Genomic DNA, 17,025 nt, shown 5'->3' with positions numbered 1-17,025 from the left:
AACGCGTGAAGGCGGGCCGCCCACCAGGGACGACCCGCCTTCCACGACGTACTGCCTTACTGCGCGACGGCCTTGACCTCGAGCCGCACGTCGACCTTCACGTCCGGGTGAAGCCGGGCGCCGACCGAGTGCTTGCCCACGGTCTTGATGTGGTCGCGGAGCTCGATGACGCGCTTGTCGAGCAGCGGGCCACCGGCCGCCTTGATCGCGTCGACGATCTCGCCGGCGGTGATCGAACCGAAGAGCTTCTTCGAGCCCTCGGCCGCCTTGCCGGTGAGCTGGATGGCGCCGAGGCCCTCCAGCGTCGCCTTGATCTCCTTGGCGTGGTCGAGGTCGCGGATGCGACGGCTCTCCTGCGCGCGCTGGATCGTGCGGACGTTCTTCTCCGCGCCCTTGGAGGCCACGATCGCGTAGCCCCGCGGGAGCAGGTAGTTGCGCGCGTAGCCGTCCTTGACCTCGACGATGTCGCCGGGGCCGCCCAGGTTGGCCACGTCCGTGGTGAGGATGATCTTCGCCATGTCGGTGCCCTCCCTTAGCGCGCGGTCGAGGTGTAGGGCAGCAGCGCCATCTCGCGGGAGTTCTTGACCGCGATGGCGATGTCACGCTGGTGCTGGCTGCAGTTGCCGGTGACGCGACGGGCACGGATCTTGCCGCGGTCGGAGATGTACTTCCGCAGCAGGTTGGTGTCCTTGTAGTCGATCAGTTCCGGGCGGCCCTTCTTCTCGGCCTTGCAGAACACGCAGACCTTCTTCTTGGGCTTGCGGATGGGTGGCTTGGCCACTGTCTACTCCTGGAAATTCAAATCTTGTGGATGTGTACGAGATCAGAAGGGGGGCTCGTCCGAGAAGCCGCCGCCACCGCTGCTCGCGGCAGGCGCGGAACCCCACGGGTCGTCGGCCGGCGCGCCGCCGCCACCGCGGTTGCCACCGCCTCCGCCGCCGCCGAAGTCACCACCGCCGCCGCCACCGCGGCTGACCTTGTTGACCTTGGCCGTGGCGTAGCGCAGCGAGGGGCCGATTTCGTCGACCTCGAGCTCGACGACGGTGCGCTTCTCGCCTTCCTTCGTCTCGAACGACCGCTGCTTGAGGCGGCCCTGCACGACGACGCGGGCGCCGCGCGTCAGCGACTCGGCGACGTTCTCCGCCGCCTGCCGCCAGATGTTGCAGCGCAGGAACAGCGCCTCGCCGTCCTTCCACTCGCCGGACTGCCGGTCGAGGGTGCGCGGGGTGGACGCGACGGTGAAGTTCGCGACCGCCGCACCGGACGGGGTGAAGCGCAGTTCCGGGTCGGACGTCAGGTTGCCGACCACCGTGATGACGGTGTCTCCAGCCATCGGGGTTCCCCTCGGGCTCAGGCCTTGGCGGCAGCGGGCTTGGCCGCGGCGCGCTTGACCTCGCGGCGCATGACCTTGGTGCGGAGCACGGTCTCCTGCAGCGACAGCTGGCGGTCCAGCTCCTTCACCGCGTCCGAGGACGAGTTCAGGTCGAGCAGGGCGTAGATGCCCTCCGCGTGCTTCTTGATCTCGTACGAGAGGCGACGACGGCCCCAGACGTCGACCTTCTCGACGCTTCCGCCCGAAGTGCGGATCACGTTGAGGAACGTGTCGAGGGTGGGGGCGACCGTGCGCTCGTCGAGCGTGGGGTCCAGGATGACCATTACCTCGTAATGGCGTGACACAACCACTCACCTCCTATGGGCTCGCGGCCACGGACTGTCCGTGGCAGGAGGGTTTGTCCAGGTAAGGCTACCTGGGGGTACCGGCAGGACCGGACGGCGGGGTCAGCTCGCGCGCCGCAGGACCCAGGTCCGGACTAGACCGGCGGTCACCCCGGCCAGCACGATCACGGCCAGCAGCATCGGCAGCTGCACGTCGTTCGAAGCGCCGTTCGAGGCGAGCGACTGCGCGTTGCCGGCGTCGCGGATGTCCGCGCCCTGCCCGCTCTGGTCGCCCTGCCCCGCCTGCGGCGCGGAAGCGTCACCCGGCAGGGTGCCGTTCGCCGGGTAGCGCACGCCCGGGGCGACGGCCGTGCCGGCGGTCGCGGTCGGGATGCCGCTGTAGTCGCGCATCGGGGCGCTGCCACCCGTGCCACCGGTGGTGCCGGGGTTCAGGTTGGAGAGGTTGCCCGAGGTGCCGCCGGGGACGGTCCCGGTGCCGCCGCCCGGCTGGGTGCCGGTGCCGCCCGCGCCCGGCGTGGACGGCGGGGCGTAGTTGGTGGCGACGGTGGTCAGCCCGCAGCCCTGGGCGACCCGGCTCTTGATCGAGTTGAGCACCTTGGTCTGGGTGTCGGGCAGCAGGCCGAGCCCGGCGGCGCCCTTCAGCGCGTTCGCCACGACGGTGCCGATCGCGTCCCCGGCGATGGTCCCGCCCGCGGAGTTCGGCACGGTGCCCACGTTGAGCGCGCCTTTGCCCGCGATGGTGTCGGCGAGCGAGTTCGGCCAGACGGTTGCGAACGTCAGTGCGTTGACCTGGTCCTGCGCGCCCTTGCGGACGAGCTCCTTCACCGACGTGCCCTGCACGGCGACGGTGTCGCCCATGCTGCCGTTCACCGCGCCCGAGCAGGTGCCCGCGAGCGTCGTCGCGGCCGAAGCCGGGCCCGCGGAGAGGAACGCTCCCCCGGTCACGAAGGCGGCGACGGCGGTGACGGTCAGTGCGCGGCGGGTCGTCTGCCAGGTGGGGATCTTCCGCACGAGCACTGTCCTCCAGAAAGAATTACGGGGGCGTCGTTCCAGGCAACACCAGGATCAACGAAGGAGATACGTGAAAGATACTCGGCAGTCGGGTCAATTCGCAGCGGCCATTCGGCGGAGCACCCAGGTGCGGACGAGGCCCGCGCTGACTCCGGAGAGTGCCAGTACCGCAATGAGCAGCGGCAGATTCGACCCGTTCGTGAAACCGTCCGATGCGGACGGTAGCGCTTCGGCGCGGCCCGCCGTCTGGACGCCGGAACTGCCGTCCGCCGCGGTGCCGTCCGGGCCGGTGAGGCCGTACTGCGGGGCGTAACCCGGGATCTGGCTGCCGTACCGGATCGCGGGCGACGGCGTGAACAGGCCGGCCGTCGCGAACGGGATGCCGCTGTAGTCGCGCATCGGGGCGTAGCCGGTGCCGATGCTGAACGGGAAGCCGCCGAACGCCGGGCTGGCGCCGCCGCCGGAGAAGCCGGGGAGCAGCGGGCTGTTGGCTTCCGGGATGCCGCCGCCCTGCTGCGTGCCGCCCTGCTGGTTGCCGCCGGTCCCGCCGGACGGCGGTTGCTGCTGGTTGCCGCCGGTGCCGGGCTGCGGGGACGACTGCTTGCCGCCACCGTTGATCGAGTTGAGGCCGCTCGTTCCGGCGGAGTTGAGCCCGTCGGCGGTCTGGTTGAGCGCGCTCGCGGCCGGTGCGCCGACCACCGGCACCGGCGAGACCACGGTGTTCACCACGTTGACGGTGACCTTGCAGACCGTGTTGAGCAGGCCGCCGACGGCGCTCGTGAGCACGGTGGTCGCCTGGCCGACGATGCCCAGGTCGATGGTGGGAATGCCGAGCAGCGTGCCTTGGATGTGGTCACCGGGCTTGGCGGTCACCGTGCTGCCGCAGGGCACCGTCTTGGTCTCGGCCGACGCCGTGCCGGGCAGGCCGAGGACGGCCGAACCCGCGAGCACGAACGCCGTCGCACCGACCGCCGTTGCCCTCCGTGTCCGCTCCTGCATGCGCGCCGCCCCTGGTGTCGTGGCCTCTTTCCCAGGACAACGACGTTAGGGCAGCCGAGTAACGCCCGCTCGCTCAGAAATGTCCGGCATTCGAGTGGAAGCGGGCGTCACCCTGCGTCAAGATCAGGCCGGCTTGCGGCGGATCCAGGCCCGGACGAGGGCCGCGGCCACGATCGCGAGCGCCAGCACCGCCAGCAGCATCGGCAGTTTCGCCGGCGGGGTGACGCCCGGCAGGGCCTCCGCGGTGCCGGACTTCTGGGCGTCGACGGTCGGAACCTGCTGGCCCGGGATGACCTGGGCGACCACCGGTGCCTGCACCAGGGTGCCCGGCAGCAGCGCGGCGTTGGTGAAGATGCCGGAGATCGCGTCGCCCGGCAGGCCCGCGTTGCCCGGGCCGGTGGTCACCGGGCCGGTGCTGTCGCCCGGCGGCGGGTTCGGCCCCGGCGGCACCGGGGACGGCGGCGCGGGCTGGGGCGGGTTCGGGGCCGGCGGGAGCGGCAGCGGGGGCAGCTCGCCCGCGACGCCCTGGGTGATGTTCCCGACCGTGTTGACCGTGCCCTGCGCGGCCGGGCAGACGCCCTTCGCCGCCGCGTCGCCGACCACCGGCACGTCGCCGACGCCGAGCGCGCGGACGGTGTCGCCGACCGGCAGCGTGAGCAGCGGCGCCGTGCCGTTCGTGTTCCGCGAGGTCGAGTCCAGCCCGACGCTCAGCTGGTTCGGGGCGTTCAGCGGGGCACCGGCGTCGAGGACGAGACCGGTCGACCCGCCGTCCTTCTGCAGCGTTGACGCGCAGTCGCCACCGAGGGTCGGGCTCGGATCGGCGCTCGCCGTGCCCGGCAGTGCCAAGGCGGCCGAAGCGGCGAAAGTGAACCCCAGTGCGGTGATCCGTGCGAACTGCTTCCCCATCGATGCCCTCCGGCAGTCGGACCAATCTGGATCACGGAACGCGCTCACGGTACTCCACAAGCGTCACCAACCGGTCCCGCAGGGGAAAGGAGAAGCCGGAGTAGCGTGCTCGGCATGCTGATTGGCGCCCATGTCCGTGACGACGACCCGTTGACCGCGGTCGCCGAGCGCAAAGCCGACGTCGTCCAGTTCTTCCTCTCGGATCCGCAGGGCTGGAAGGCCCCGAAGCCGCACCCCCACGGCGAGGCCATCGCGGCCGACCCCGTCGAGGTGTTCATCCACTCTCCTTACCTCATCAACGTGGCTTCGCTGAACAACCGGATCCGGATCCCATCCCGTAAGAACGTCACGCAGCACGCGGACGGTGCGGCAGCGATTGGCGCGAAGGGCCTGATCGTGCACGGCGGGCACGTCGGCGCGAACGACGACGCCGAGACCGGCCTCGACAACTGGCGCAAGCTCTTCGAGCGCGAGCAGGAGAAGGGCGGCTTCAAGGTCCCGATCCTCATCGAGAACACGGCGGGCGGCGAGAACGCGATGACCCGCGACCTCGACGTCATCGCCCGGCTCTGGGACAAGGTCGGCGAGTTCGGCGCCGGCTTCTGCCTGGACACCTGCCACGCGTTCGCCGCGGGCTGGGACCTCGAAACCGCCGTCGAAAAGGTCAAGGCCATCACCGGCCGGATCGACCTGGTGCACCTCAACAACTCGCGCGACGAGTTCGGCTCCACCCGCGACCGGCACGCCAACGTCGTCGAGGGCGAAGGCACGATCGACCCCGAGGTGCTGGTCGAGGTGGCCCGCGCGGCGGGTGCCCCGGTCGTCGTCGAGACCCCGGCCGAAGGCCAGGCCACCGACATCGCCTACCTGCGGGAAAAGCTCGGTTAGACGGCCACGGCCTTCCGGCGGCGCCTCGTGGCGTTCGGGATGATCACGTCGCGGGCGCCGTCGAGGAAGCCGCCGGCCGGGTCGTCGTCGCCGTCGAGCCGGACCAGGTCGGTCGACGGGCGGTAGATCTCCCGCACCACCAGCACGCACAACGCCACCACGGCCAGGTCGCGCACCACGACCGTGCCGAGGAACCAGCCTTCGGGCAGGCCCTTGTGGTCGACGCCGAGGTAGTAGAACATCCGCGGCACCCAGACCAGCGCGTCGATGAGCATCCAGCCGAGCAGCAGCCGCCAGCGCGGGATCGCCAGCACCGCCAGCGGCACCAGCCACAGCGAGTACTGCGGGCTCCACACCTTGTTCGTCAGCAGGAACGCGGCCACGACCAGGAACGCCAGCTGGCCGACACGCGGCCGTCGCGGCGCGGCGAGCGCGAGGTACGCGATCCCCGCGCAGCAGGCGAGGAACAGCACGGCCACCGTCAGGTTCAGGTACGTCGGCGTCTGGTTCTTCTGCAGCACGCCGTCGAAGCCGGCCCAGCCCGTCGTGTACGACAGGACGTTGTACAGCGAGTCCGGGTCCATCGGCCGCAGGGTGTTCATCCGGAAGAACTCCCACCAGCCGCGGGTGGCGGTGAGGATGAACGGCGCGTTCACCGCCAGCCACGTCACGACGGTGGCGGCCGCGGTCTTCCAGAACGGCGTCAGCTTCCCGGCGCGCAGGCACAGGAAGAACAGCACGCCGAGCAGGAACAGCGGGTAGAGCTTCGCCGTCGCGCCCAGGCCGAGCAGGAGCCCGGCGAGCAGCGGCCGCTTGCGCGCCCAGGCCAGCAGGCCGGTCGCGGTGAACGCGGTCGCGATCGCGTCGAAGTTGGTGAACGCGTGCACCAGCACCAGCGGCGAGATCGCCACCAGCACCATGTCCCACGGCCGGCGTTTCACGGTCCGCCCGGTGGCCCAGACGGTGACGAGCCAGGCGAGCGCCAGGAAGAACGCCGTGATGTCGAAGTAGATGGCCACCGGCAGGCCGCCGGGCAGCCAGCCGGCTTCGGCGACGTGGTACCAGCCCGCCGCGAGCTTGGCGTTCGCCCACTGGAAGAGGCCGGTGAACACCGGGTACTCCATGTACCGGGTGCCGTTCTCCGCCGTCTGGGAGTTCTCCTTCCACGACGTGTAGTACGGGAAGGTGCCCGGCCGGTCGAGCCGCTCGGAGCTGTAGAGCGGCACGATGTCGGAGTAGCACATCGCGACGAACGGGCGGCCCGCGCGCCAGTCGAGCTGGGTGGCGCCGCTGGAGTCCTGGTACTGCTGGATGCAGGAGCCCTTGCCGAACCAGCAGAGCATCAGCGCGAGCGTGGCGAGCAGCAGCCCGACGCGCTGGGGTGACCAGAACCAGTGCCTGCCGATCGCCGCGTGCTCACCGAGCGGGCCGCCGACGGGTCTGGTGACCGCCGCCGCGAGTGGCTCGTTCCAGCTCGGGACGACCCGGTCCGCCCGGGTCAGCGTCACGGGGCCGGGGTCCGGCTCGCGCGTGGTCTCCTCTGGCACGAGGCGGATCGTATCGGTGATCGCCGGGTGCGGCGGTGAAGCCGGTGATCATGCCGGATTCGCGTAGTACGAGGCCAGGACCTCGGCGGCGGCGCCGCGGGTGACGAGCTCCTCGCCGGAGGTGTCTTCGACGACCTCGATCCGCTGCCAGTGCGGCAGCGGCAGCAGTTCCTCGAGCCGGGCCGAAACGGCGTCGCGGTGCACGTCCGGTTCGTCCCGCACGGCCCGCCCGGCCAGCACGATCCGCTCCAGGTCGAGCACCTGGACCAGGTCGGCGAGCCCGATGCCGAGGAAGCCGGCAGCGGCCCGGGTGTCCGGCGCGCCCTTGGCCATGATCTCGACGCAGCCGCGCCGCCCGCAGGCGCAGCGGGGCCCGTCGTAGGCGATCGTGGTGTGCCCGAACTCACCCGCGTTGGTCCGCGGGCCGCGGTAGAGCCGCCCGTCGATCAGCAGGCCGACGCCGATGCCGGTGCCGACGAGCACCACCGCGGTCGCCGTCGGCTCGCCGTGCGGCCACAGCCGGGCGAACGCGGCGGCGTTGGTGTTCTTGTCGAGCGTCACCGGCAGCCCGGTGCGCTTCTCCAGCAGGTCGCGCAGGGGGACGTCGTGCCAGCCGGGCATGTTCGTCGCGTCGCGGACCAGGCCGGCGAGGTGGTCGAGCGGGCCGACCGCGCCCAGGCCGAGGCCGAGCACGTCGAAGCCGTCGGCGAGCTCGAGCGCGGCCGCCCCGATGGCCTCGACCGCCTGCTCGGGCGTGAACCCGGGCGGAAGCGGCCCACCCGCGGTCTCCTCGACCTCGCCGATGAGGTTGGTGCGCAGCACGCGGAACTCGTCGCGGTCGAGGCGCGCGCCGAGCGCGTGCCTGGCGCCGGGGCGGATGGTCAGCAACGTCCGCGGCTTGCCGACGCCGGCGGACGGCTGGCGCTGTTCGTCCAGCAAGCCGGCGTCGAGGAGTTCGGGCACGATCTTGGAGACGGCCTGCTGGGTCAGCCCGGTGCGTTCGGCGAGTTCGACGCGGCTGAGGCCGCCGGCGCGCAGGATGTGCGTGAGCAGCAGGGCGCGGTTGTGCTCCCGCACGCTGCGCAGGTTGACGCCGGTGTCCGCCATGGTCAGGATCTTCGCACGTCTGGCCAATTACGCAACAGTGTTGTTTAATGGCGGCATGAGTGACTTGCGCGTGGGTGTTCTCGGGTACGGCATCGGCGGCCGCGTCTTCCACGCCCCGCTGGTGGCGGCGACACCCGGGCTCACCCCCGCGGTGATCACGACCTCGTCCAACGCCGCCCAGGCGCGCACCGACCACCCCGGCGCGGAGGTCGTGCCGGACGCCGATGCGTTCTTCGAGCACGCCGACGAGCTGGACCTCGTCGTGGTCAGCACGCCGAACCGCACGCACGTGCCGCTCGCGCTGCGGGCGATCGATGCCGGCCTGCCGGTGGTCGTCGACAAGCCGTTCGCGCCGACCGCGGCCGAGGCCGAGCGGGTCGTGGCCGCGGCGAAGGCGGCGGGCGTCGGCCTGACCGTGTTCCAGAACCGGCGGCTCGACTCCGACTTCCTGACCGTCCGGAAGGTCCTCGAGTCCGGGAAGCTCGGCGAGGTCTTCCGCTTCGAGTCCCGCTACGACCGCTGGGTGCCCAAGCCCAAGGACAACTGGCGCGAGTTCGGCGACCCGGCCGAGGCCGGCGGCCTGCTCTACGACCTCGGCGCGCACATCGTCGACCAGGCGCTGCAGCTGTTCGGCCCGGTCGCGCAGGTCTACGCGGAGACCGACCGCCGCCGCGCCGGTGTCCAGGTCGACGACGACGTCTTCGTCGCGTTGAAGCACGCCAACGGCGTCCGTTCGCACCTGTGGGCGTCCGCGCTCGCCGGCACGCAGAACCCGCGGTTCCGGGTGCTCGGCGACCAGGCGACCTTCACCAAGTACGGCCTCGACGTGCAGGAACCGCAGATCAAGGCGGGCATGCGCCCGGGCGACGACGCGTGGGGCGTCGAGCCGGCCTCGGACGCGGGCAAGATCGGCGTCGGCAACGACGTCAAGACCGTCCCCACCGAAACCGGCCGCTACGAGCAGTTCTACGCGCAGGTGCGCGACGCGCTGCGCGGTGAAGGCGAGTTCCCGGTCGACCCCGAGTCGTCGGTCGCGGCCCTGCGCGTGATCGAAGCCGCGCGCCGCTCCGGCGTCGAAGGCGTGACGATCGCCCTCTGACCGGCCGTGACCTCGGTGACCCCCAGCTCCGAGGTCACGGCCTCCTCCGGCCGCGCTGCTGGTCCTGCAGCTCCTGCAGCCGCTGCTGGAATTCACGGATCCGGTCGAGCTGGTCGTCCTGCTGCCGGTTGCCGTCGCCGAACCGGACCGAATCCCGCTGGTCCCGCTGCTGTTGCTGCGGCGGTGGCTGCTGGACCTGCACCCGGTCCTGCGGCGAGCTGATCGCCGCGACGCGGTCGAAGCGCTCCCCCGGCCGACCGGTCAGGTAGAGCTGCATGAACCGGTCCCAGATCGGCCCGGCGAGCGTCGAGCCGAACAGCGGGGCGCCACCCGGGCCGCGCAGGGCCTTGTCGCCGTCGCTGCCCACCCAGACCGCGGCCGACACCGAAGGCGTGTAGCCGACCATCCACGTCTGGGAGTTCGCGTTCGCCGCCGACGCGGGTTCGTCGTTCTGCGGCGTGTGCTGCTGGGTCCCCGTCTTGCCCGCGCACTCGTGGCCGTTCGGGCAGCTCAGCCGGGAGAACGGGATCACCGGCGCGAGCGCGGCCGTGACGTTCCCGGCGATCTGCGCGCTCTTCTGCGTGTCGTTGTCGGCGAACGCGTCGACCGAACGGAGCTTCGCCTCGTACGCGGTTTCGCCGTTCGCGTTCGTCACCTTCTGCACGAAGTGCCGGTCGCGCTGGACGCCGCCCGCGGCGAAGGTCGCGTACGCCGAGGCCATGTCGGCCGGCGTGACCTGCGTGCCGCCTCCGCCGATGGAGATGTTGTTGTCGCCGGTGAACAGCTCGCTGCGGCCGCCGTTGTCCTTCGTCCGGATACCCGCTTCGCGCGCGGCTTCCGCCACGCCGGACGGCTTCGTGACGTTGAGGACCATGTCGTAGAACACCGTGTTCGTGGACCGCTGCATCGCCTCGGAGACGGTGCACTCCGTCGAGCAGCTGCTGCTGTCGCCGGCGTTGCGGATCGGCAGGTCGACGCCGGGGAACGTGCGCGGGGACGTGCCGTCGAACCGCGCGTCGAGGCCGCGGCCGAGCTTGAGGAACGCCGCCAGGTCGAACGGCTTCATCGACGACCCGGGGTTGTGCGCCTCGTCGGCCCAGTCGCGCCCGGCGAGGTCTTCGCCGTTCGGGCCCTTCACGATCGCGTCGCCGCCGTAGTACGCGAGCACGCCGCCGGTCTTCGGGTCGACGGCCACCAGCGCGTTCAGGATCCGGTCGTCGGTCTGGTCCGCCATCCCTTCGGCCACGGCCTGCTCGGCGGACTGCTGCGCCTGCGGGTCGATCGTGGTGAAGACCTGGAAACCGCCCGAGTAGTACTGCTTCTCGTCGATCCCCTGCGCCGCCAGCTCGGCCTTGACCTGCTTCTTGAGGAACGGGTTGAGCGCGCCGGCCTGCTTGCTCTCGCGCAGCGGGATCGGCGTCGGGAACTTCGCGGCGGCGCGCTGGGCCGGCGTCAGGTAGCCGTTCTTGAGCATCCGGTCCAGCGCCGTGGTCCACCGGCTCGTCGCGACGGCCGTGTTCTCCGAGCGGCCCGGCTGCTGGATCAGCCCGGCGAGCAGCGCGGCCTGCGAGTAGTCGAGCTGGCCGGCGTCCTTGCCGAAGTACGCCTGCGCGGCGGCCTGGATCCCGTACGCGCCGCGGCCGAAGTAGATGATGTTGAGGTAGGCGGTTATGATGTCCGCCTTCTCGTAGGTCTGGTTCATCTTGAACGACTTCGCGAGCTCGACCCACTTGCGCGTCAACGTCGGGTCGTCGTCGCCGGACGCGTTCTTGATGTACTGCTGCGAAATCGTCGAGCCGCCGCCGGAACCACCGGTGACCTGGTTGTAGGCCGCGCGCAGGATGCCGCCGACGTCGAAGCCGGAGTTCGTCTCGAACGACGCGTCCTCGGTGGCGATCACGGCCTTCTTGACGACGTCCGGGATCTGGTTCGGCGCGAGGATCTGCCGGTTGCCGCCGGTGGGGACGTCCTTGCCCATTTCGGTGCCGTCGCTGAACAGGTAGGTGACGGCCTGGCCCTGCGCCTGCGCGATCGTCTCCGGCGAAGGGACGTCGACGGCGAAGTAGGTGATCGCGAACGCGATCCCGGGGACGAAGAAGAACAGCCCGGCCGCCACGTAGGCGATCCGCCGGACCCGCTTCCACCGCCGTCGCCGCAGGTCCTGCGCGGTGAGCGGGCGCGGCCGGCGCGGCGGCCGACCCGGGCGCGGCCGGATGATCGGCACGGTGGGCGGGTCGTCCGGCTCGGTCCCGTTGTGCGCGTGGTGGGTGATCAGCTCGGGCTCGCTGCCCAGCAGCCCGGCACGCGGCACGGGCCGCCGGGCGCGACGACGTCGGGGTTCGGGCTGCCGGTCGTGGTTCACGGGCCGTCCTCCACGGTGGGCTGCGGACGCAGTCCTCTCGGGAGGCACACGTACCGCCGCCCACCGTGGTTCAGCCGGCTACTCCTCCGGGTCCGGCGTGCCGGTCGGCGTCTCCTTCGGGGTCGTCGACGGCTTCGGGTGCTTCGGCGTGCTCTCCTTCGACGACGACGGGTCGCCGTCGTGCCCGTGGCCGTTGCCGTTGTCGCCCTGGTCGCCGTCGGTGTTCTCGTCGGTCGGGGTCGCGTCCGTCGTCGTCGCCACCTCGGACGACGGCGGGGGCGCGACCTCGCCGCCGATGCGCTCGACCTTGTCGAAGCGCTCGCCCGGCTTGCCCGTCAGGTACAGCGACAGGAACTTCTGCCACATCGGGCCGGCGATCGTGGAGCCGTAGATCGGCGAGTTGTTCTTGCCGTGCAGCGGCTTGTTGCCGTCGCCGCCGACCCAGGCCGCCACCGAGACCGACGGCGTGTACCCGACCATCCACGTCTGCGAGTTCGCGTTCGCCGCCCACGCCGGCTCGCCCGCGGTCTTCGTGTGCTGCTGCGTCCCGGTCTTGCCGGCGCACTCGTGGCCGTTGGGGCACTTCAGCTTCGAGAACCCGATGACCGGCTTCAGCGCTTCGGTGACGTTGCCGGCGATCTGCCGGCTCTTGTCCGCGTCGCTGTCGAACACGGCCTTGGCGTCGGTCGGGGCTTCCCACGCGACTTCGTTCTGCGCGTTGGTCACCTTCTGCACGAAGTGGCGGTCGCGCTGCTGGCCGTTGGCCGCGAAGGTCGCGTACGCCGCGGCCATGTCCAGCGGGGTGATCTGGGTTTCGCCGCCGCCGAGGGAGATGTTGTTGTCCTTGGTGGAGATGATCGACTGGCCGCCGTCCTCCTTGACCTTGACGCCGGCTTCCTTCGCGGCTTCCTTGACCGGGCCCTGCTTGGTGTCGTGCAGGACCATGTCGTAGAACACGGTGTTCGCCGACCGCATCATCGCTTCCGCCACCGTGCACTGCTGGGAGCAGGTGCTGCCCGGGCCGGCGTTGCGGACGACGCGGCCGTCGAAGACGCGGTTGTTGGAGCCGTCGTAGGTGGTGTCGAGGCCCTTGCCCATCTTGAGCAGCGCCGTGAGGTCGAACGGCTTCATCGACGAACCCGGGTTCTGCGGGGTGTCCGCCCAGTCGCGCCCGGCCTGGTCCTGGCCGTTGACCTGCACGATCGGCTTGCCGCCGTAGTAGGCGAGCACGCCGCCGGTCTTCGGGTCGACGGCGACGAGCGCGTTGAGCAGGTTGTCGTCGACCTGGTTCTTCAGCGCGTCGGTCGCGGCCTGCTCGGCGGCCTGCTGCGCCTTCGGGTCGATCGTCGTCTGGACCACGAAACCGCCGGCGTAGTACCGGTCTTCCGGGATGTCGTGCGCGGCCAGCTCTTCCTTCACCTGCTGCACGACGAACGCGGGCGGCGCGCCGGCCTGCTGCTTGCTGTCCTCCAGCGGGATCGGCGTCGGGAACTGCGCCGCCGCGCGGTCGGCCGCGCTGATGTAGTTGTTCTTCACCATCCGGTCGAGCGCGGTGTTCCAGCGGTCGTTCGCGACCTTGGGGTTCTCCGAGCGGCCCGGCTGCTGGATCAGGCCCGCGAGCAACGCGGCTTCCGAGAAGGTCAGGTCCTTGGCTTCCTTGTGGAAGAAGGCCTGCGACGCCGCGCCCACGCCGTACGCCCCGCGCCCGAAGTAGATGATGTTCAGGTACGCGGTGATGATGTCCTTCTTCTCGTACGTCTGGTTCATCTTGAAGGACTTGGCCAGCTCGGTCCACTTGCGCGTCAACGTCGGGGCGTCGTTGTCGGTGGCCTTCTTGATGTACTGCTGCGAAATCGTCGAACCACCGCCGGTGCCGCCGGTGGCCTGGTTGTAGACCGCGCGCAGCAGGCCGCCGACGTCGAAGCCGGAGTTGGTCTCGAACGAGTCGTCTTCGGTCGCGATCGCCGCGTGCTTCATGACGTCCGGGATCTGGTCGGGGGTCAGCAGCACCCGGTTGCCGCCGCGCGGGACGTCCTTGCCCATCGGCGAGCCGTCGGCGTAGAGGTAGGTCACCGCCTGGCTCTGGTTCTGCGCGACCTCGGTCGGCGAGGGCACGTCGACCAGGAAGTACGTGATGACGAACGCGATCGCGGGCACCACGAAGAACAACCCGAAGAACCCGTACGCGACCCGCCGGATGATCTTCCAGCGGCGCTTCTTCTTCTGCGCCGGGGTGAGGACCGGCTTGCCGTCGCCTTCGGGCTCGACGTCGTCGTAGCCGGACGGCTCGTCGTACGCGTGGTGCGTCATCAGCTCGGGCCCGCCGCTCATCGGCGGCGGCTCGGGCCGGTACCCGCGTGGCGGCTGCTGCGGGCGGCCGGGCGGCGGGGGCACCGGGCGCCGCGGTCCCTGGCCGTACGGGCCCTGCGGTGCGGACGGCCCACGACGGCGCGGATCAGGACCCTGGCCCGGCGGCCAGGAGCGGGATCGATCGTCGGGCACGGGGCAGTCCTCCAGGTTCGCGGGCAGCGACGATCGCCACGCCCTCTAGGAAAGGACGCTTGTGACCCCGGCGGGTTGCCGGATGATCACCCCGAAAACGACTCAGGGCCCTCCGCGCGATCGCGGAGGGCCCTGCGGGCTAGCCCGGGCCGGCGCCCGGTGGCGCAGCGACCCCGCCACCACCACCCGAGGTGTTGCCCAGCGGGAACGTCGGGGTTTCGCCCGGTCCGGGCCGGGTCGGCCGGGTCCGGGGCGTGGTCGTTTCGGACTCCGACGACTCGGTGCTGGGCGGGGTTTCGGTGGTGCTCGGCGGTGTCGTGGTCGTGCTCGGTGCCTCCGACGTCTTCGTCGGCGTCGTGGTCACGTCGTTGACGTCCTTGCCGATCGGCGCGACCTTGTCGAACTTCTCCGCCGGCTTGCCCTTGAGGTAGAGGTTCATGAAGTTCTGCCACGTCGGACCGGCGATCGTGGCACCGAAGATCGGCTTGTTCTTCGGGTCGTGCAGCGGCTTGTTGCCGTCGCCGCCGACCCAGACCGCGGCCGACACCGACGGCGTGTAGCCGACCATCCAGGTCTGCGCGTTGCGGTCCTTGTACGACGCGGGGTCGTCGTCCTTGGCGGTGTACTGCTGCGTACCGGTCTTGCCGGCGCACTCGTGGCCGGTCGGGCACTTCAGCTTCGAGTGGTCGATGACCGGGATCAGCGCCTCGGTGACGTTGCCGGCGATCTGCTGGCTCTTGGCCGCGTCGTCGTCGAACGCCGGGTTGGTCTTGATGTTGTTCTCGTCGAACTCGACTTCGTCCTGCTTGTTCGTCAGCTTCGCGACGAAGTGCTGTTCGTGGTAGGTGCCGCCGCTGGCGAACGACGCGTACGCGGCCGCCATGTCCTCCGGCGTCACGGCCGTGCCACCACCGCCGAGCGAGATGTTGTTGTCGTCGGTGTAGAGGACGCTCTTGCCGTCCGGCGCCACCTTGACCCCGGCTTCCTTGGCCGCTTCCGCGACCCGCGACGGCTTCGTCACGTTCAGGACCATGTCGTAGAACACGGTGTTCGCCGAGATCTCCATCGCCTTGGCGACGGTGCAGTCCTTGCCGCAGCTGGCGCTGTCACCCGCGTTCCGGACCGTGCGGCCGCCGAGCACCCGGTTGTTGGAGCCGTCGAAGGTCTCGCCGAGGCCCTTGCCCATCTTGAGGAACGCCGTGAGGTCGAACGCCTTCACCGACGAACCCGGGTTCCGCGCCTGGTTCGCCCGGTCCTGGCCGATCTGGTCCTTGCCGTTCGCGTCCTTCACCAGCTCCGGACCGCCGTAGTAGGCGATCACGCCGCCCGTCTTCGGGTTGACCGCGACCAGGGCGTTGAGCAGGTTTTCGTCGGTCTGGCCCTTCATGCCCTCCTGGGCGGCCTGCTCCGCCGCGGCCTGCGCCGCCGGGTCGATCGTGGTGTAGATCTTCGCTCCGGTGGAGAACAGCTTGTTCTCGTCGTACCCCTTCGCCGCCAGCTCGTCCTTGACCCGCTGCTGGAGCTGGTAGGTCATCTTCCCGGAGTTTTCCTCCTTGTTCGCGTTCTTCGCGATCGGTGTCGGGAACTGGGCGGCGGCGCGCTCGTCCGCGCGCAGCCACTTGTTCGCGACCATCTGGTCCATCACGTACGTCCAGCGTTTCTGGGCGTACGGCTGGTTTTCCGAGCGGCCCGGACCCTGGATCAGGCCGGCCAGCAGCGCGGCTTCGGACGCGTTGAGGTCCTTGGCGTCCTTGTTGAAGTACGCCTTCGCGGCCGCCTGGATGCCGTTCGCGCCGCGGCCGAAGTAGACGATGTTCAGGTAGGAAGTGATGATCTCTTCCTTGGACTGCTGGTTGTTCATCTTGAACGACTTCGCCAGCTCGGTCCACTTGCGGGTCAGTGTCGGGGCGTCGTTCTGCGTGGCCTGCTTGATGTACTGCTGGGAGATGGTCGAACCACCGCCCTGGCCACCGGAAACCTGGTTCCAGACCGCGCGCAGGATGCCGGTGACGTCGAAGCCCGAGTTGGTCTCGAACGTCGCGTCCTCGGCCGAGTACACGGCGTGCTTGACGACCTCGGGGACCTCGCCCGGCTTGAGCAGCTGGCGGTCGCCGCCCGGCGGGAGCTCGCGGCCCATCACCTGGCCACCGGCGTCGTAGTAGGTGATCGGCTGGTTCTGCAGCGACTTGATGCTCTCCGGCGTCGGCACGTCGACCAGGAAGTACGTGATGACGAACGCGATCGCGGGGACCACGAAGAACAGGCCGACGCAGGCGTAGGCCACCCGGCGGACGATCTTCCAGCGGCGCTTCTTCCGCTGCGCCGGCGTCAGGACCCGCTTGCCGTTTTCGTCGAGCTCCGCCTGGGGCTCGACGTCGTCGGCGAACTCGTTGAAGGCGGCGTCGTCGTAGCCGTCGTCGTACGGGTCGCGGAGGAAGTCGTCGGTGCCGTTGTGGGCGTGGTGGGTGATGAGGTCCGGTTCACGGCCGGGGGGCGGCACCGGCCGGCCGCCGCGCGGCTGGCGGAAGCCCTCCGGGGGCGAAGCGGGCGGGGCCTGCTGGGGACGCTGGCCGGGCGGCGGGACGGCCCGCCGGGGCGGCATGCCCTGCTGGCCGCGGGGCCGCTGCGGCCGCCGGGGCGGCTCCTCACCCGGCCACTGCGGGCCGCCTTCGTCGCCGGACGGCCACTCGGGCGCGCCACCGCCGCCGCGCGGGTTGCCGCGGGGCGGGGTGTTGCGCTGAGGTCGGCGGGGGGCTTCTTCGCCGGGCCACGCCGGTCCGGGGTCTTCCCCCGGCCACGGGCCTGACTGGGCACGGCGAGGTGCATCTGGCTCCTGGCCGGGCCAGGAGCGGTTGCGGTCGTCGTTCACGAATGGGCCTCCCAGACCGGCGCCCGGTGGTGCGCCGTTCTGCGCTCTTCAGCGGTTG

14 protein-coding genes are annotated in these 17,025 nt (G+C 70.6%); 2 read left to right on the top strand and 12 right to left on the bottom strand.

Annotation, left to right across the window (positions count from 1 at the left end; genetic code table 11):
• Nucleotides 1-56: 56 nt before the first annotated feature.
• The 7 genes from rplI to EIY87_RS17555 all read right to left on the bottom strand — a co-directional run bounded on the left by rplI (nucleotide 57) and on the right by EIY87_RS17555 (nucleotide 4,593).
• Entirely contained in the window at nucleotides 57-518 is a 462-nt protein-coding gene (gene rplI / locus EIY87_RS17585; protein ID WP_003098743.1) for a 50S ribosomal protein L9, read from the bottom strand.
• Between the two features lie 14 nt (nucleotides 519-532).
• Entirely contained in the window at nucleotides 533-781 is a 249-nt protein-coding gene (rpsR, locus tag EIY87_RS17580; protein WP_003098744.1) for a 30S ribosomal protein S18, read from the bottom strand.
• 42 nt (nucleotides 782-823) lie between these two features.
• On the bottom strand, nucleotides 824-1,333 hold the full coding sequence (locus EIY87_RS17575) for a single-stranded DNA-binding protein (RefSeq protein ID WP_125309235.1): 510 nt from the start codon (nucleotides 1,331-1,333) through the stop codon (nucleotides 824-826).
• Nucleotides 1,334-1,350: 17 nt separating this feature from the next.
• Nucleotides 1,351-1,677: a 30S ribosomal protein S6 gene (rpsF, locus tag EIY87_RS17570; protein ID WP_176742059.1), complete on the bottom strand. Its 327-nt coding sequence runs from the start codon at nucleotides 1,675-1,677 to the stop codon at nucleotides 1,351-1,353.
• A 102-nt stretch (nucleotides 1,678-1,779) separates the two neighbouring features.
• Nucleotides 1,780-2,694, bottom strand: a complete 915-nt coding sequence (locus EIY87_RS17565) for a hypothetical protein (RefSeq protein WP_125309233.1) — start codon at nucleotides 2,692-2,694, stop codon at nucleotides 1,780-1,782.
• A gap of 87 nt (nucleotides 2,695-2,781) precedes the next feature.
• Nucleotides 2,782-3,687: a hypothetical protein gene (locus EIY87_RS17560; RefSeq protein WP_191984134.1), complete on the bottom strand. Its 906-nt coding sequence runs from the start codon at nucleotides 3,685-3,687 to the stop codon at nucleotides 2,782-2,784.
• A gap of 123 nt (nucleotides 3,688-3,810) precedes the next feature.
• On the bottom strand, nucleotides 3,811-4,593 hold the full coding sequence (locus tag EIY87_RS17555) for a hypothetical protein (protein ID WP_125309231.1): 783 nt from the start codon (nucleotides 4,591-4,593) through the stop codon (nucleotides 3,811-3,813).
• Nucleotides 4,594-4,707: 114 nt separating this feature from the next.
• On the opposite strand from EIY87_RS17555, the gene EIY87_RS17550 reads away from it, so the two are divergent.
• A complete protein-coding gene (locus tag EIY87_RS17550) occupies nucleotides 4,708-5,481 on the top strand; it encodes a deoxyribonuclease IV (protein WP_191984133.1) in 774 nt (257 codons plus the stop codon).
• Here the strand turns inward: EIY87_RS17550 and EIY87_RS17545 are convergent.
• Both EIY87_RS17545 and EIY87_RS17540 read right to left on the bottom strand, forming a co-directional pair.
• The gene (locus EIY87_RS17545; protein WP_125309227.1) at nucleotides 5,478-7,028 is read right to left on the bottom strand and encodes a glycosyltransferase family 87 protein; all 1,551 of its coding nucleotides are present in this window, start codon (nucleotides 7,026-7,028) and stop codon (nucleotides 5,478-5,480) included. The genes EIY87_RS17550 and EIY87_RS17545 overlap by 4 nt on opposite strands.
• Nucleotides 7,029-7,076: 48 nt before the next feature.
• Nucleotides 7,077-8,135 (bottom strand): ROK family transcriptional regulator, encoded by a 1,059-nt coding sequence (locus EIY87_RS17540; protein ID WP_125309910.1) that lies wholly within the window; start codon nucleotides 8,133-8,135, stop codon nucleotides 7,077-7,079.
• A 55-nt stretch (nucleotides 8,136-8,190) separates the two neighbouring features.
• Between EIY87_RS17540 and EIY87_RS17535 the strand changes: the two genes are divergently transcribed.
• The gene (locus tag EIY87_RS17535; RefSeq protein ID WP_125309225.1) at nucleotides 8,191-9,234 is read left to right on the top strand and encodes a Gfo/Idh/MocA family oxidoreductase; all 1,044 of its coding nucleotides are present in this window, start codon (nucleotides 8,191-8,193) and stop codon (nucleotides 9,232-9,234) included.
• Between the two features lie 34 nt (nucleotides 9,235-9,268).
• Here the strand turns inward: EIY87_RS17535 and EIY87_RS17530 are convergent, their stop codons facing one another.
• The 3 genes from EIY87_RS17530 to EIY87_RS17515 form a co-directional block, all read right to left on the bottom strand.
• Nucleotides 9,269-11,596 (bottom strand): transglycosylase domain-containing protein, encoded by a 2,328-nt coding sequence (locus EIY87_RS17530; protein ID WP_225439911.1) that lies wholly within the window; start codon nucleotides 11,594-11,596, stop codon nucleotides 9,269-9,271.
• Nucleotides 11,597-11,674: 78 nt separating this feature from the next.
• Entirely contained in the window at nucleotides 11,675-13,927 is a 2,253-nt protein-coding gene (locus EIY87_RS17525; RefSeq protein ID WP_125309906.1) for a transglycosylase domain-containing protein, read from the bottom strand.
• A 310-nt stretch (nucleotides 13,928-14,237) separates the two neighbouring features.
• On the bottom strand, nucleotides 14,238-16,967 hold the full coding sequence (locus EIY87_RS17515; protein WP_125309223.1) for a transglycosylase domain-containing protein: 2,730 nt from the start codon (nucleotides 16,965-16,967) through the stop codon (nucleotides 14,238-14,240).
• Nucleotides 16,968-17,025: the final 58 nt, after the last annotated feature.

Source organism: Amycolatopsis eburnea (assembly GCF_003937945.1).
GTDB classification, from domain to species: domain Bacteria; phylum Actinomycetota; class Actinomycetes; order Mycobacteriales; family Pseudonocardiaceae; genus Amycolatopsis; species Amycolatopsis eburnea.
Note: the sequence above shows the minus strand (reverse complement) of the source record. Positions and strands in the feature narration are given on the sequence as shown.

Bases quoted from the DNA above. Each gene is read 5' to 3' on its own strand.
- EIY87_RS17560 (WP_191984134.1), bottom strand. From the start codon at position 3,687: ATGCAGGAGCGGACACGGAGGGCAACGGCGGTCGGTGCGACGGCGTTC.
- EIY87_RS17525 (WP_125309906.1), bottom strand. From the start codon at position 13,927: ATGAGCGGCGGGCCCGAGCTGATGACGCACCACGCGTACGACGAGCCG.
- EIY87_RS17535 (WP_125309225.1), top strand. From the start codon at position 8,191: ATGAGTGACTTGCGCGTGGGTGTTCTCGGGTACGGCATCGGCGGCCGC.
- EIY87_RS17550 (WP_191984133.1), top strand. From the start codon at position 4,708: ATGCTGATTGGCGCCCATGTCCGTGACGACGACCCGTTGACCGCGGTC.
- EIY87_RS17575 (WP_125309235.1), bottom strand. From the start codon at position 1,333: ATGGCTGGAGACACCGTCATCACGGTGGTCGGCAACCTGACGTCCGAC.
- EIY87_RS17540 (WP_125309910.1), bottom strand. From the start codon at position 8,135: ATGGCGGACACCGGCGTCAACCTGCGCAGCGTGCGGGAGCACAACCGC.
- EIY87_RS17555 (WP_125309231.1), bottom strand. From the start codon at position 4,593: ATGGGGAAGCAGTTCGCACGGATCACCGCACTGGGGTTCACTTTCGCC.
- rplI (WP_003098743.1), bottom strand. From the start codon at position 518: ATGGCGAAGATCATCCTCACCACGGACGTGGCCAACCTGGGCGGCCCC.